Origin of the sequence: Fischerella muscicola PCC 7414, from assembly GCF_000317205.1 — a bacterium.
Taxonomy (GTDB): domain Bacteria; phylum Cyanobacteriota; class Cyanobacteriia; order Cyanobacteriales; family Nostocaceae; genus Fischerella; species Fischerella muscicola.
In genome coordinates, this window is record NZ_AJLK01000109.1 from 1 (window position 1) to 16,122 (window position 16,122).

The window sequence follows — 16,122 nt, forward strand, 5'->3', positions numbered from 1 at the left end:
CTATCTGCAATATTATTGGTTTTCAATTCTTTCAGCGTAAGCTTCACAGTTTTGAGAAGGCAGAAAAGCTACTTTGTCTGCCTTCACCTGCTTAAACAGCTGTTGAGTTGATATATTTCGAGAAATTTGAAACCTTCCAGTTTAAACCATGAACGCGATCGCCTATATTTGGTTTAGACGATGCTCCATCGCACAACAGACAGTTTTCACATTGAATTCTGTCGTCTTCTGTATTACGACAAAGAATTTCGTTAGACATCAAAGGAGTATTAGGAGCGATAATTCTAAAAGTTCTCCAACCCCTAAGTTGAGCTTCTTTTGCTTCAGTTTCGCTTTGCACCGAAGCCATTAAATATTGTTGCCAACGAGGATCGCAACTTCGCCATTGATGGGTATATCCAGTATATTTTTGAGATGCCAAAATCATCGGCTCCCACACCTCAATTGGTATTGCTGTCGGATCTCCGTAAGAGCCTATTCTCATCGGATAGTGATATCGTTTCAATACTTCTATTTCGTTGGCGCTAAATTTTGGATAACTTCCAGTTGCATACTTGCGATAAATATTGTTGATACCTAACAAGTTTACGTAGCAGCTACCCAAATTACTCAACTTTAAAGGGCAGTTACCACAAATGCCTATGTCTAAACCATTTTTTGCAGCATCTGTGGGGACAAATTCTTGTTGCAAAATCCAAGACTGAATTAATCGTCCAGTTTTACGATTGGATGTAGGCAAAACAAATCCTGTCAAAATCAGGGCTATTGGTGAACCGTTAATCAAAGATGCTCCTTCCCAAACGATGTAGCTATTCTGTAACATAGTGATAACAGAGATGTTTGAGATTGAATGAATTGAATTTTTTTGAGTTAATGAAGCGTTGACCAAATTTGTGACAGTAAAAAGGGGATAAGATATGATCCACTCCCCTGTTTTTGGCTTTATTATTCAAATTCTCATTAGATGGTGAAAGGCTTCAATTAATCAAAATTTAATCCTCACGTCATCTAACTCAAATTTTCAGAATTCATTAGCATTCACTCTCTTCACTTATTTGAGGCAGAAGATTAGCATTTATACGTTCGGCATATTCTTGTCTACGTTGCCAAGATATTTGATTTTGCACTATCAAATCATCAAGGGTTTTACCTAACTTACGGTTTGCGTATTCAAGCAATTGTTCTAGAGAATATCGCTTTTCTTCAAGCTTGCCAAAATCACTTGCAAACCGCTCTTTAAATTCATTCCAATCAAAAACTTCTTTAAGGTGTCGCTTGGCAATCAGTCCGCTCTGAGGCGTAAGCCGTAAAAAATAACTTTTAGCAAAGGAAGTTTCACCAAAAGTAGAGCGGTTTTTATTTATTGCAAATAGGAGATTTATCGGTAAAACCCTGCTACATACATCCAAGAGATGAAAATCTCCGCCGATCTCGTCGGACGTAAGCAGTGGAAAAAAGAGAGTGGATATCACCAAGCGCCCAAACCGAGAAAGCGAGCCGACCGGAGTTGATGACAACAACGGGACAAAGTTGGTATTATCAATAAAGTTGGTAGTAACTTCGATAGTTACTTTCTCTACTTTCTCTGTACTTTCAACTAGAACTTAGCAGCAGTATTCTTAGCAAAACTTGCTCCTAATTTTTCTGTAGTTAAACTGAGGCGTGTTGTATGCATTTTACTCGTCGTATTGCTATTGTGTCCCTAACTCTATCGATACTTGGGTTATGGCAACCTACTTTAGCAGACCCAGGAAACCGCGCTCCTTGGGAATCAGAAAACCAACCAGCTCCTTGGGAAGAGAATGCTTGTTCTGGTGGTACATCACAGATATTTCGCTTAGGCGGTGAGGTCAGTAATCCAGCAATCTTTAACTTGCAAAAGCTCAAAAATTTGCAAGAGGATTTAAAGAACCAAAACCCATCTGTAGTTACCGAAGTTACTGTATCTTTCCAAACAGGAGCAGGACTGAAAACAGAAACATATTACGGAGTCCCTCTGTGGGAATTAATTAATAACGAGAACGCTACAGGGCCACTTAAACCTGGTAATTCTGGTCCAAATACAAAAAACGCCTTCCTCCGACAATACGTTCTTATTGAAGCGACTGACTGTTATGGAACGACTGTGGCTATTGGCGAAATCCACCCAAATTTTGAAGGTAAACAAGTACTAGTCGCATACGCAAAGAAAGCCAGCGATGGTAGTATTCAAGATTTGACCGATGAAGGCTTTGCTCGTCTAGTGGTTCCTGGTGATAAAGCAGGAGGACGTTACATTAGCAACGTTAGAAACATCCTAGTACTCTCTGCTCCTGCTTCCCCTTTAAAACCTAAGTATTTTTGGCGACTTTGACCCACTTTTGAGGTTATGCCAACTTAGTTAGTAAAAAAGTATCAGCAGTTACGTTTTCTAAATGTGAAAGCTGTTACCAATAAAGTCAGGAAAACTCGATTTTTTATTTGACATGAGAAAAGTGTAAATGTTTAGACTGAAAGCCGATTTTAGCTCCTACTGTATAAGTTCTTTGTGAAAAAATTAGAAGGTGAACAAAGGTATTCTGCCGAAGAACTAAGTAGCCAACATAAACTAAAAATTCCTGAATCATGCGATCACACTTGAGCAAAAGATAATTCCAGAAGCGATCGCCTTGACTCCAACAGGTTGAGAGTGAAAGTAGATTACTAAGAAATCAGCCATAGCTAATTTTACTGACATGATTTTGACAGTATCATATCTGCACAGTAATTATTTATTTGATTAAGATAAAGTAAAAATTAGTTAGATTCATACCTATAGTAATAGGCTTCAAACTTAGTAATTGCTACCATTGAGAAGTCGTGAGATTACCAGGGAAAACCAGTAATATGCAAGTTAGCGCTCGTAACGCCCTCAAAGGTACTGTCAAAAAAATTCAAGTTGGCTCTGTCAACGATGAGGTAATAATAGAAATTGCACCCGGAGTAGAGGTTACTGCAATTATTACCAAGTCATCAGTGGAAAATCTGAAACTGAGTGAAGGTAAAGAGGTATATGCTGTTGTCAAATCATCAGACGTCATGATTGCCGTTGACTAAAATTTTTGGTGTTGCATAATTGCGGCATGATTTTATAATAGACATCTCCAGAAATGAAGTATCGACCCTGACTGCACAAGGCTTTTATCTTCTTTTTCGGAGATGTCTAATTGCCTCAAAAACAATCACCCTTCGGGTACTGTTCGAGAAGGGCTTCGCCCAACGGCAGTTCGCATACCCTTCGGGAAGATTAAGATCAAGCTACTTGATAACAAAATTTGAGGCTTCGCCCAACGGCAGTTCGCATACCCTTCGGGAAGCCCTCCGGGTACTCTACGAAAAGCACGTGGCGTCCAAGACTGCGCTGCCTCACAGCTTCAGGTGTGTCTTTGCGTCCCTGCGTCAGCCTAAATCATCTGAGGGGGTGACAAGGGGGATGTAACTTAGGCTTGGCTTGCCTTTCACTTTAATCACTGCTGAAAAGATGAGAATTAATTGAGCGCGATCGCGCTTTGTGAAAATAGGAGTTTTGAGTGCTGATGAATAAGAAAAATCTTGCTGTTGCTTTTTATCTTTGAGGGCGTCCGTCACCTGAAAGGCTTGCCCTGCCACAAGTTGACTGCGGTTGTCACCCCCTCAGCTAAATCATCCTATTATTCAGCAACACCAAAAATTTTAGAATTATCCAAAAAGGGCTGATTGACTGACAAAAGTTTGAGTTTAAGAAATTAAAGCAGAAAAAAGGAGGCGCAGATTTCCATAACGACTAATTTCGCCGTATTCTAGCTGGTGGGTAAACACAGATAGAGAAATAGATGGAAGCGACCTCCCGTTTATATGATGACTTGCTAGCACTACTGAGTCAATCGAAAACATGGACAGACATAAGGCACTTAAAAACACTCGTTTGGATGGTAATTGCGTTAATCTGCTCAGAGTGTATAAATTTGACCAAGTGGGGTATTTATATGCAAAGTCGAGCTTTGTTTGCCCAGAGTCGTCAGAGGCGGTTTAGCCGATGGCTACACAATAGTCGTATCAATGTACATTCCATTTATGGAACCATCATCCGCTCTGCGGTGAAAGACTGGAAACAGGAAGTGATGGTACTGATTTTAGATACCACAATGCTGTGGAATGAGTATTGTATAGTACGAGTATGTGTAGAATATCGTGGACGTGCAGTACCTATGGGATGGCGAGTACTGCCTCACAAAAGTAGTAGTGTGCCGTTTGAAGTGTACCAGCCATTATTACGTCGAGTATCACGCCTTGTACCGACTGGGGTAGAAGTCAGGTTTCTTGCTGATAGAGCTTTTGTTGATACTCACCTGTTGCGCTATCTTAAAGAACAATTAGGGTGGCATTACCGGATTCGGGGCAAAAATGACTTGTGGGTTTGGTGTGGAGGGAAGCCACCACGTCAACTTAAGCAATTTCATCTGGGTTTAGGAGAAGCGATGTTACTCCAAGGGGTAAAGATCACTAAAACTGATCCCTATGGGTTGGTATCTGTTGCTGCTTGCTGTGATCCGATTAGTAGAGAACTTTGGTACATCATCAGCGATGAAACTCCCACTCTCCAAACATTTCACGAATACAGCCAAAGATTCGATATTGAAGAGAACTTTTTGGATGATAAATCCAATGGTTTTGAGTTAGAACGTTCTCAAATCCGCTCCTCTATTGCACTGTCTGGCTTATGTTTAGTTTTAGCAGTGGCAACACTTTACCTAACCTGCCAAGGGCAAGAAGTAGTTGCTTGTGGGCTTCGTCGTCGAATCGATTGCCATTGGCAGCGTGGCAATAGTTATCTGAGAATTGGTTGGCAGTGGATTAAGGGATGCTTGCATCAAGGGTGGGAATCCTTCCATTCTTTGCAGCTTTTTGGTACTTCTGACCCAGAACCTGCTATTGCTTCCAAGAAACAGGCTCAAAGGCAGTATGAAAGAGAGTTTCGGGTCAAGTCATATTGCTATTCTACTTGAGTTTTGTCAGTCAACCAGGTACCAGCACAGTAGCTTCAAAATATATCTACTTGGAATGAGGTATATTTTTTATTCTTAATCTTGATTCTTATCCAACATAATCTCGCATTTGCTCGTTGAAATGCTCAACTGTTGTTTCCTCCACTTCTAAAAGTAGATTACCGATATCAAACAAAAGCCGCATAGTACCTCGATAGCCAACTTTGATTAACTGCTGAGTATGACCCAAACGGTCAAAAATCGGAATTCCTTGGCGAAACAAAGGAATATTGAGGCGATTGGCGATGGCAACTGCATGAGAATTAGAAATCAACAAGTCAGCTCCAACTGCTAGTTGCTCAAAGTCTTCTAAATCACCAATAGTAACGCAAGGAATCGGCAACTTTTCTAACACAGGAGAACGTGCTGTGGTAACAGCTGCGTGAATATGAGTTCCCATGGATTTGAGGAAACAAACTATTGACCAAAGTAAATCTGGTTCCAATGCTAAGGCAACTCGCTTGCCACCAAAATAAAAGTGAGTATCTAACATCGCGTCTTGCAACTGGCGACGTTGACGGCAATATTTCTCTGGTACACTGTTGCCACTAATGTCTGCTAATGCTTGCAGGAATTTATCTGTTGGTTCTAATCCTGTGAGTTCACCAAACATCTCGTAGGGTATGCCAAACCTTTGCTTTAAAATTTCTGCTGCACCGTGCATACTCTCGCCAAGCGCTAAAGTGAATGCACAACAGCCGATGTCTCGCAATTGTGCCAGAGAAGTACCACTGGTTGTGATCGGACTGTGAGGAGCATCGAAGTGAGTATCTAGTATGCCAGACAGATCAGGCACGATGATCGGCTTCAATCCAAAGGAAGCAACAATCTCTTTGATTTCTTGTATATCTGCTGGTGTGAAAGCAGAACTCGCTAAAATAACGACTTGTTGAAGACGAGTTTCAAGCTTATCGCTTTTGATGGGGATTTCCTTAACTATGCTTTCTGTTGCCGCCGCAAAACCATCCTGCAATGTACCTTTAAAATCTGGTGTCGAGACTAACACAATCGGTAGATGATCTAGTTCTGGATGGCGTTGGCGAATCTCCTTCAAGAAACGTCCCATGTCATCCCCTCTAGTTTCTGTCAATCCAGTGGTACACAAACCGAGAATTTCGGGTTTAGATATCTGCACTAACGTCAGAATTGCCTGTTCCACATTCTCTTCACCACCCAAGATAGTCGCAACTTCTGTCATTGCCGTACTTGCAAGTGGAATCACCTCACGAAAATGCCGTACCAGAACTACTTTAGTGAAGGCTGTACAACCAGGAGAACCATGTAAAGTTGGCATCATCCCTTTCAATCCCAAAAAAGCTAAAGTTGCACCCACTCCTTGACTTTGCTTGAGAGGATTAACTGCAACAGATGTATTTGTAACGCTAACAATCGCCATGATTTGAACTCCGATTACTAGTTTGTCATTTGTCAATCGTCAATGGTCATTAGTCATTGATCATTGGTCAAAAGTTAATATTTATTCTCCCCACACTTCCCACACTCTCCACCTCCCTATCACCCCACCTCTGTTTTTTCCCACGGTGCTTTTTGGTGTAATTGCTTCCATACAGGGCTAAAGAAAGTTGCATATAGTTCTTGTGCCACTTCTAAAATCCCCGCATAGCCTGTGTAAGGATAATGAACTTCTGCTCTTATATCTAAGAAAGAGATTTTCGCTTGTAGGGCAGTATATTGATAGCGATCGCTAGCAATTAAAATATCAGCTTGATGATCGTTAATAACCTGAAGAATTTCTCTAGGACTGTCTTGTGGCAAAAAGATGCTATCTTTGCCTAACAAGCTTTTAATCCTCGCTTGGTCTTCACGACTATTTTTCTTGCTACTAATAGCAATAACGGACATTCCCAACATCTTAGCTGCTGAGATGATTAACCAACTCTTGACATCTCCGGTATAAATGACAACGCGCTTACCTTGGAGGCGAATACGATAGGGAGTTAGTTTTTCATCCAAAGCAGCAGTTTCTTGAGCAATCAACTTTTCTGTACGTTGGTGTAAATCATTGTTGCCTAATTTCTCTGCTATATTCTGCAAACAGCGGTTTATGTCTTCTATGCCATAGAAAGATGCTTCAATGTAGGGAATACCATAGCGTTCCTCCATTTTTTTTGCCATTTTCAATAGCGATTTGGAAGCAATCACCACATTCAACTTGGCACGGTGGGCATAGCAGATTTCTTTGTAGCGAGCATCACCCGTAATTTTTGCCAGAAGCCGAATACCTAATTTCTCCAACAATGGTAGTATATTCCAAAGAGCACCGGCAATATTGTATTCACCGATCAGGTTGATATCGTAGGGAGTGATCTGCTCTGGTTCCGCCGTACCAATCACGTATTCGAGCAAAGCTTCACCAGCAATACGGATACCCAAATTTTTACTGCCAACAAACCCTGGAGAATCTACAGGGATAATTGGTATACCAGTTACCTGGGTGGCGGCTTTGCAAGCGCCATTAACATCATCACCAATAAGAGCAGAGACACAAGTTGAGTAGACAAATACCGCAGCAGGTTTGTAGCGTCTGACTAATTCCAGAATGCCTTTGTACAGCTTTTTTGCGCCACCAAAGATAATATCATTCTCATCTGTATCAGTTGTAAAGCGAATCTTGTACAATGTTGAACCGGAGGAAAAACTACTGCGATTTCCCCAAGAATTACCAATGCAACCACTAGGGCCGTGGATTAGATGGGCAGCATCAGTAATTGGTACTAAGGCAATCATTGCACCATCAAAGGCACAATCGGATTGAGCATCTCCAGAATTAGATGATTGCGTGCAAGATTTGTCTTGATTTTCGGATCTTGGCTCTATAGGTAGGTCATTGATTTCTCCTTGGCTGGTTTTCATAAAACCTCTCGATAATTTGGAAATCCTACTAAATGAATTGTCTGTTCTACAATTGGAGGAAAGGTGGGCTAATTATTGCCCACCTGTGCTGTGGTCTACCGTTAGCCGGTCAAACTTTACTTCTTGTCGCTAGAAGTCACAATTTCGACATTGCCTTTTTTCAGTGCTTCTAGGGCTTCGCCTTCAGCATCTTCTTGTTTTTTCTCACTTTCTTTAGCTGCTTTATCTGTCTCAGTCAGTTGCTTAACTTGTTCATCGCTTTCGAGAATACCAAACTCAATCAGCAGCTCTTCTAGCTCGTCCATTTCCAGGGGAGTTGGAACAGCCATAAATTCGTTGTCGATGATCTTCGTAGCTAATGTACGGTATTCATTTGCTTGATTGCTGTCTGGTGCATACTCATTTACAGTCATCCGACGCAACTCAGCATGTTGCACAATGTTGTCACGGGGGACAAAGTGAATCATTTGAGTACTAATTCGTCTTGCCAACTCGCTGATTAAGTCCCATTCGCGGTCAGTTTTACGGCTGTTACAAATTAAACCACCCAAGCGCACACCACCGGAGTGGGCATACTTGAGAATACCGCGAGAGATGTTGTTGGCAGCAAACATCGCCATCATCTCACCAGAGGTAACGATGTAGATTTCTTGGGCTTTACCTTCACGGATAGGCATAGCGAAACCACCGCACACAACGTCACCCAATACATCATAGGAGACAAAATCTAGGTCTTGGTAAGCGCCGTTTTCTTCAAGAAAGTTAATGGCAGTGATGATACCCCGACCAGCACAACCTACACCAGGTTCAGGACCACCAGATTCTACACACCTAATATTACGAAAACCATTGATTACTACTTCTTCCAATTCTAAGTCTTCTACTGCACCCTTTTCTGCTGCCAGGTGTAACACGGTGGTTTGAGCTTTACAGTGGAGGATTAAGCGGGTGGAGTCAGCTTTAGGATCGCATCCTACAATCAAAATCCGTTTACCCATTTCTGCCATTGCAGCGAGGGTATTTTGCGAGGTGGTAGATTTACCAATACCGCCTTTACCATAGAAAGCTATTTGTCTAATTCTTTCGTCGGACATGATGATTTCTCCTGTAATGGTTTGATGGGTGGGTCTGCGATTTATGAATGAAGCGTAAAAGTGTGGAGTTACGTTTAGAACGTCAAAGCGTGACGTTCGCACAAAGTACCCACCGGTGGCGATCGCGACCCTGCAAAAATATTTTTAAGCATGAATACTCAGCTAATTCAGTTGTTGAGAAATTTCTAATGTTTAGTAGTTAGTGGAAGCGCAAAGCTTTGCAACTGTACAGTTGAGTGTTTTACTTGATAGCGATCGCAACTGTTTTACCCGACTACTATCTCTTACGCTGTGATCAGAGTATTTACCCAAATCACACCGTTGCAATAACTTGATTGCAGACATGCGAATATGTCTTGAGTACAACTTTATAGTTGCAGTTACTTCAGGAGCATCACAGTCAGATAATTGCTCGCATACTCAACAGAGTTTAAAAGGGTACTTAGAGTTGAGCAGCGAAGATTCTCGAACTACCAATGTTGTTGCCCACATCTGAGAGTGACTATACTACTGGTAGTAATTACACAAAGTTTCCCTGCTTACCACCAAACCAACCAATAGTAGTACCACCAATCAGTGAACAGTCCTAAAATCCTAATAGCTCTAACTGATAACTGTTAAACTCTACCCTAAATAGTTGCTACAACTTCCCCAATCTTACTGATGTCATAGCCACCGAGAACCTCTAACTGAGATTGGACTAGCCGATGTCCCAAAGTACTAAGCAACTGCTGTACTGGTGCTTCTTCCAAGTATTCCTTGAGAATCACCAAGTCGTATCGCGCACGATGTAGGAGGACAAATCCCAACCCAAAGGCAGTAGCTATAGATGCCGTACTCACACCTGCATCAGCAATTCCTGAAACTACAGATAAAGCAACATCTTTATGGCTGTGGACGATATGCTCAAATCCTTTAAGAGTATGGAATGGAACTTGTTCTTCTTGGAGTTTTCTCTCTAAAAGCATCCGACTGCCAGAACCCGGTTCACGGTTGACAATGGTTGCTCCTAAATCCACCAAATCAGAAACTGTTTTAATTCCCATTGGGTTTCCCGGTGGAACTAATAATCCCTCTTCCCAAACCCCGATAGTGATCAGGACAGCACTTTTACCTGCTAAGGCTTCCCGCACAAAGGGAATGTTATATTCCCCAGTTTGGGGATCGTACAAGTGCATCCCGGCGATATGTACTTCACCTCGGTCTAGAGAGCGCAATGCAGCCATGCTGTTTGCAAAATTGTAATGGACTCGCAACTGGGGATGCCAACGTTCGGTAGCTTTCGCCCAGAGAGAAATTACAGGTGTACAACCAGCAATCACAACTGTATTGTGCAGTTTGTCCATATCATCCAGAAGCCTGACTTGGACTTTATTTGTTCCTATCTGGCCTTGTGCTTCACCGTCGGCTGGAATCATTTCGATACGAAAAGCATCGTTCCCAACCAAGGGATAAGCTATCCATTGGCCTCCAACCCGCGCGAGACTAACTCGCACTTGCCGTCCAGTGGGGACAGGTTTAGTAAGAACTGCCTCAACTTCAGGCAAATCTTCCTCGAACCAGAATAAGTTCTCGACTTGGCAACCAAGTGCTTTGGCTAAACGTAGTGACACAGCAACTGAAGGAGCATATTGTCCTGATTCCACACCACTAATAGTCTGACGAGTCACCCCAGCTATGTTAGCCAAATCTTGCTGACTCATGCCCAAACGAGTTCTAATCGACTTCAGGTTATTGCACAGACTCCCGTCTTGCTTCATGAGGCTGTATCTCTCCGTTACAAAAGCCGCAGTGGACAAACTTAATCTACCGAGGCAATAGCAAGGTCTTCTAGTATATGCTGTTTTTGCTGGAAGATCAGAAGACTGCTGTGACAATTCTAATCAACCTACGGTAAGCATAACATACATTTTGCTAAGATATTTGCTAATTTTTGATCTCTTCGGAGCAAGCATAGTGTACAATTCACTAAGGTACTTGCGGATTTCTGCTATTACAGCAAGTAAGTTTAACTTGTTGCTAGTTTACTTAGCTGCTTTCTTATTCCCCTATAGTAAGCTTAACATACATTTTGCCAAAATAGTTGGTAAAGGAAAATTTTTTATTCTACATCTGTTTATTTTCAAGAAAAACGGGTGTAGTGTGTGGGGGTGTAGGGGAGGAAAAGTGTTTCTTTAGTTTACCCTCAAAGGACATGAAGGACGGGTTGAAGACCCTTGATTTAGGGTTGGCAGATTATTCCCTACCTAGAGTCACCAAACAGGGATTAATTACCGCATAAGCTTCTGTTCCTTCGCATAACTCCAATTCATCTGCTGAGGTAGTAGTCATGATCGAAATTAACTCTACTTCATGAACAACCTTTAAAGTTACCTGAGAGCTTACTCCTGTGCGAATAACTTCTGTGACTACACCTTTAAGGATATTGCCAGAGCTAACTTTCAGAGGTTTGTTGCAATGAGTGATTTCTATATAGTGAGTCTGGATCTCTTTTGCTTCTTGCTTTTTGCTTGGTATTGATTGTGGCGATCGCGCTTGAAGTTGCTCAAGTCCACGTACTAGTTCCCGAAGAATTTCCGTTTTAGTACGTTGTAACTTTTCGGCTAATTCGTCCAAAAGTTTTCGCTCTTGCTCTGAAACTTGAAATGTAATCCATCCTTGTTCTTTTCTTGGCATACATTTTTACTACGGTAAAATTTTACCAATCGTTTATTTTAGGAATAATAATTCTTCAAGCGCTAATAATCAATGAAAATAAGACGATTTTTGGCTTTGCTTGGCATTGTTGTTACTAGTAAACTTTACGGTAACAATGTTTACTCTTTAAGCTATTAATGGTTGTCCTGCTGAGTCGATTAAAACGATCCCGTCGTTATGCAATTGAAGTAGTTGATCAACTCTCAGCGTAGATGCGATCGCTATCAGGCATTCCCACAAGGTAACAACTTCAAGTTAGAGTATCGTTCTCGTAAGGAAAGAAGCTTGCAGCCAAAGAGCTAAAGCATAACTATAAGTCATATGCAGATGGAGAATATGTGCTAATGCAATTATTTTAGCATAATGCATACCAAACTTGCTATAAAATCAAAATCTGTAAGTATTTTTACAAAATACATGAGATTGTTGCTGCAAAAAAAATTTAAAAATAGCAAATAATTTTGCAATGTGTGTGTTATGCTTGCAGTAAGGGGAATAAAAATAGTAAAAGCATTAACGAGTCTTCCCATAGAAACGAGATGTTTTAGAAGACTTTAGTTATTTCCATAGAAGGTGCTATTGAATCAGTTACGATTTTTTGTAACTTTATTCTTGAGGTGTTTGATAGATTGCAGTTCTTGATCAAGATAAGAGTTTTATCTTTTTACAGGTCATCTGCGGTATTAGATAATTAGTGAAATTTTAAGTCACTTCAGTTGCTGCAATTGAGTCCATGTCACATTGAAAATTTTTGTTGAGCATCACGAAATAATTAGCTTTGTGATTTCTCACTCAATACAAAGGCTTGCTTGCTGGGTTAGGTGTATCTAACTTTTATCAGTTAGATGTATCTAACTTGGGGAAAGGGAAATTTCCCTTTCCCATTTCCTTTCCTCTAATCTTCACAGGTTTAATAGGTTTTCTGCTGATAGGGGATGTAGGGAAATACCTTATAAGACACCTTACCTTCTGGAATTATGATGGTTACTCCTTTTACTGCCAACTCCCCTATCTTTCCTCTTCAGACTATAAACACAATAAATAACTAATTCTAAACACTGTATCTGTTATGTTGATTTATTCATCAGTTACTGTATTACTTGCCATTAATTTCTTTATTCTGGTTTTGTATAAGTTCAAAATTATCAATTATGCCAATTGAGGTATTGATTGCAGTCAGTTTTATTTTCACTACACAAAAATGCATTTTTTGAATCGTAGTAAATAGTTACTACAGATGCCTTAGCTATTACTAGGAGTTAAATTTATGGTGACATCTTTAGAGTTCAATAATAAACAAAAAATCCTTTTTACTCAGGATTTTCAAACTTCTGTTACTCTGTATGCAGCTGGTAGCTTAAGAGGTGCTATTTCAGAAGTTGCACAGGATTTTGCTAGAGAATATGACATACCTGTAAGACTTGAATTTGACCATTCTGGTTTGCTACGAGAGCGTCTTTTAAATGGAGAACACAGCGATATATTTGCTAGTGCTGATATAGGAAATCCCGCCACTTTAATGAAAGCTAATAAAAGCAGCCCAGTAGTGAATTTTACCAGGAATAAAATGTGTGCCATTGTCAAACCTGGTTTAAAAGTGACACCAAATAATCTCTTAGATTTGATGTTAAATCCAGAAATAAAATTAGGAACATCAACACCAAATGAAGATGCTTCTGGGGACTACGCACAGGAAATATTCCGTAAAGCTGAAAAAGTACAACTAGGTAGTTTTAACAAGCTAAATCAAAAAGCATTACGTTTGGTAGGTGGACGTAATTCTCCTATTGTCCCCAAAGGAAAGAATGAACTTGCATACTTCATCAGTGAAACACAACAGGTAGATATCTTTTTAAGCTACTGTACTGCTGCTAGGTTAGCTCTTTTATCATCACCTAATTTACAAATAGTGGAATTACCAGAAAAACTAGCACTCAAGGTCAATTATGGTATGACCTTAATGAAGAATGCCAGTAATTCTGGAGTGATGTTAGCTATGTATATTCTTTCTCCAGATGGACAAAAAATCTTGAATAAATATGGGTTTGATTCACCTTTAATATCTTGCACACTACAGTAATTGCTGCTTATAAGTGAGGAGAAAAATGAATTTAAAAAAATGGCACAAGATGTAAATTCAGATCGAAATCAAGAATAAGTAAAATACTTATTTTTTCTTCCTTCACCCTATCCTAACTCAGTACAAGTAAGGACATGAACAATACTAAAGTAAAAATCAACAAACTACTTAACGAAACGAACTGTGAACATAATCAAATAAAGTTGCAGGATAATAAAAAAGTATCTTGCAAAAAGCCACCACAACCAGGCGCGGCTCAAGGAAATTGTCCTTTTGAGGGAGCAATGGTTGCTCTTGTACCAATTACTGATGCTGCTCATTTAGTACATGGCCCGGTTGCCTGCACTCGTAACCCCTGGGGAAGTCGTGGTAGTCTCTCATCAGGTTCTAAACTACACCAGATTGGCTTTACTACTGATTTGAGTGAGAATGATGTCATTTTTGGTGGTGAACAGAAACTTTATCAAGCCATTCTCGACATCGCTCAACGCTACAATCCTGCGGCTGTCTTTGTCTATTCTACTTGTGTCACTGCTTTGATTGGTGATGACATGGATACTATTTGTCAAGCAGCTGCAAAAAAAATTGGTATCCCAGTTATTTATATAAATGCACCTGGATTTCTTGGTAGTAAAAATTTAGGCAACCGTATTGCTGGTGAAGCTTTATTGGAACATGTGGTTGGAACTGCGGAACCAGAAATGATTACACCATTCGATATTAATATTATCGGTGAATACAATGTTGCTGGTGAAATATGGAATGTTTTACCACTGTTGAAGAGATTAGGTATTCGTGTTCTTTCCAAAATTACGGGTGATGCTCGCTATCAAGAAATTTGCTATGCTCATCGCGCCAAGTTGAATGTAGTGATTTGCTCGAATGTATCACTAGGAATGGCACAAAAAATAAAGGAACGTTATGGAATTCCTTACATTGAAGAATCTTTCTACGGTGTGGAAAACATGAACCGTTGCTTGCGAAATATTGCTGCAACATTAGGCGATTTTTATCTTCAAGAACGCACAGAATGGCTGATAGCAGAAGAAACCGCAGCACTAGATATTGCCCTTGCTCCCTACCGTTCCCGCTTAAAAGGAAAGCGTGTTGTTCTTTATAGTGGTGGTGTTAAAAGTTGGTCAATTATTTTAGCAGCAAGAGATTTAGGAATGGAAGTTATTGCTACTAGTGATAGAAAAAGTACAAAAGAAGAGAAAGCCAAAATTAAACAATTACTTGGTCAAGATGGCATTGTTTTGTCCAAGGGAAGTCCCAGTGCATTACTACAAGTACTGGAGAATACAAAAGCTGATATGTTAATAGCTGGAGGAAGCAATCAATACACAGCACTGAAAGCACGAATTCCTTTCTTAGATATTAATCATGAACGTCATCATGCCTACGCTGGTTATGCAGGGATGCTGGAAATGGCTCAGGAATTATATGAAGCCTTGTATAGTCCTGTATGGAAACAAGTCAGAAAACCTGCTCCTTGGGATGAAAAAAATTGACCATGATTAATGAGTCATTCATTTTGGTTAGCGACACATGACAAAGTACACAAAATAATTACTAAATTCTGGAGTAAATCAATGAAAGTAGCTTTTACTACAAGCGATGGAACCTATGTCAATACTCACTTTGGTGTGGCAAAAGAAATTGATGTGTATGAAGTATATATGGATGGATTTCATTTTGTTGAAACTCTAACCTTTGAAGGTGATCTAGAAGAAGCAACCCATGAGGATAAGATTACACCCAAAATGGAAGCAGTTCTTGACTGCAAAATACTATATGTTAAAGCAATAGGAAAACCAGTTGGAAACAAATTGATGAAGCAGGGTGTAACTATAGTCAGAGCGCAAGAATATGATAGAATTCCCGATATTTTACATATGCTAGTACAAAGTATGAACGGTAGCGCTCCACCTATGTTACGTAAAGTTCTGCAACCAGAAAACAATAACTTGGCATATGCTCATGAAGAAGAATAAGTGGATTCTGGACAAAAAACAAAAAATGTTTGCCCAAATGATGAATTTGACTGACATCAAATTCATAGTTTAATGCTCTATTATTTATATTTTTGAGTAGAACTATGTTCTACTTATGAAGAACAAGTTTCCTGATTAATTCTAGATATCAGGAGCTTTTTTAGTTTTTATAATAAGAAATAATAACTATAAACTTAATATTTATCGCTTAGAATTTTTCGTATATTTTTACTAATTACTGTTTCAAAAAAATGAAATGTTTATTCTTAATATTGTTGTTTTAGTTACTGTTAACAAATAAAATTATAGTTAATATTTTGAAAGAGAAAAGAAAGAAGAAA

At 39.9% G+C, this 16,122-nt stretch carries 15 protein-coding genes; 6 read left to right on the top strand and 9 right to left on the bottom strand.

Annotation, left to right across the window (positions count from 1 at the left end; genetic code table 11):
• Nucleotides 1–91: 91 nt before the first annotated feature.
• Nucleotides 92–823, bottom strand: coding sequence for a hypothetical protein (locus UYI_RS0115655; protein WP_016867584.1), 732 nt, complete (start codon nt 821–823; stop codon nt 92–94).
• 208 nt (nt 824–1,031) lie between these two features.
• Entirely contained in the window at nt 1,032–1,409 is a 378-nt protein-coding gene (locus UYI_RS0115660) for a hypothetical protein (RefSeq protein ID WP_016867585.1), read from the bottom strand.
• Between the two features lie 260 nt (nt 1,410–1,669).
• Here UYI_RS0115660 and UYI_RS0115665 point away from each other — a divergent pair, with 260 nt between their 5' ends.
• On the top strand, nt 1,670–2,353 hold the full coding sequence (locus UYI_RS0115665; protein WP_016867586.1) for a molybdopterin-binding protein: 684 nt from the start codon (nt 1,670–1,672) through the stop codon (nt 2,351–2,353).
• Between the two features lie 512 nt (nt 2,354–2,865).
• Nucleotides 2,866–3,075, top strand: a complete 210-nt coding sequence (locus UYI_RS0115670; protein ID WP_016867587.1) for a TOBE domain-containing protein — start codon at nt 2,866–2,868, stop codon at nt 3,073–3,075.
• A 342-nt stretch (nt 3,076–3,417) separates the two neighbouring features.
• Here UYI_RS0115670 and UYI_RS0115675 read toward each other — a convergent pair whose 3' ends face one another.
• Nucleotides 3,418–3,627 carry a hypothetical protein gene (locus UYI_RS0115675; protein ID WP_016867588.1) on the bottom strand — a complete coding sequence of 70 codons (210 nt, stop codon included), beginning with the start codon at nt 3,625–3,627 and terminating at the stop codon, nt 3,418–3,420.
• A gap of 356 nt (nt 3,628–3,983) precedes the next feature.
• Here UYI_RS0115675 and UYI_RS0115680 point away from each other — a divergent pair, with 356 nt between their 5' ends.
• On the top strand, nt 3,984–5,003 hold the full coding sequence (locus tag UYI_RS0115680; RefSeq protein WP_016867589.1) for a hypothetical protein: 1,020 nt from the start codon (nt 3,984–3,986) through the stop codon (nt 5,001–5,003).
• Between the two features lie 88 nt (nt 5,004–5,091).
• On the opposite strand, the gene nifN is transcribed toward UYI_RS0115680, so the two are convergent.
• The 6 genes from nifN to UYI_RS0115705 form a co-directional block, all read right to left on the bottom strand.
• Nucleotides 5,092–6,438, bottom strand: a complete 1,347-nt coding sequence (gene nifN, locus UYI_RS0115685; RefSeq protein ID WP_016867590.1) for a nitrogenase iron-molybdenum cofactor biosynthesis protein NifN — start codon at nt 6,436–6,438, stop codon at nt 5,092–5,094.
• Nucleotides 6,439–6,557: 119 nt separating this feature from the next.
• Nucleotides 6,558–7,916 (bottom strand): nitrogenase iron-molybdenum cofactor biosynthesis protein NifE, encoded by a 1,359-nt coding sequence (gene nifE, locus UYI_RS0115690; protein WP_016867591.1) that lies wholly within the window; start codon nt 7,914–7,916, stop codon nt 6,558–6,560.
• A gap of 116 nt (nt 7,917–8,032) precedes the next feature.
• Nucleotides 8,033–9,010, bottom strand: coding sequence for a nitrogenase iron protein (gene nifH, locus UYI_RS0115695; protein WP_016867592.1), 978 nt, complete (start codon nt 9,008–9,010; stop codon nt 8,033–8,035).
• A 192-nt stretch (nt 9,011–9,202) separates the two neighbouring features.
• A complete protein-coding gene (locus UYI_RS37675) occupies nt 9,203–9,355 on the bottom strand; it encodes a hypothetical protein (protein WP_162140402.1) in 153 nt (50 codons plus the stop codon).
• A gap of 284 nt (nt 9,356–9,639) precedes the next feature.
• A complete protein-coding gene (locus tag UYI_RS0115700) occupies nt 9,640–10,770 on the bottom strand; it encodes a substrate-binding domain-containing protein (protein ID WP_026085978.1) in 1,131 nt (376 codons plus the stop codon).
• Nucleotides 10,771–11,245: 475 nt separating this feature from the next.
• Complete coding sequence (locus UYI_RS0115705; RefSeq protein WP_016867594.1) at nt 11,246–11,686, bottom strand: TOBE domain-containing protein; 441 nt, start codon at nt 11,684–11,686, stop codon at nt 11,246–11,248.
• 1,288 nt (nt 11,687–12,974) lie between these two features.
• On the opposite strand from UYI_RS0115705, the gene UYI_RS0115710 reads away from it, so the two are divergent.
• The 3 genes from UYI_RS0115710 (at nt 12,975) to nifX (ending at nt 15,781) form a co-directional block, all read left to right on the top strand.
• A complete protein-coding gene (locus UYI_RS0115710) occupies nt 12,975–13,787 on the top strand; it encodes a molybdate ABC transporter substrate-binding protein (protein WP_016867595.1) in 813 nt (270 codons plus the stop codon).
• 134 nt (nt 13,788–13,921) lie between these two features.
• Nucleotides 13,922–15,298: a nitrogenase iron-molybdenum cofactor biosynthesis protein NifE gene (nifE, locus tag UYI_RS0115715; protein ID WP_016867596.1), complete on the top strand. Its 1,377-nt coding sequence runs from the start codon at nt 13,922–13,924 to the stop codon at nt 15,296–15,298.
• A gap of 81 nt (nt 15,299–15,379) precedes the next feature.
• Nucleotides 15,380–15,781: a nitrogen fixation protein NifX gene (nifX, locus tag UYI_RS0115720; protein ID WP_016867597.1), complete on the top strand. Its 402-nt coding sequence runs from the start codon at nt 15,380–15,382 to the stop codon at nt 15,779–15,781.
• Nucleotides 15,782–16,122 lie beyond the last annotated feature (341 nt).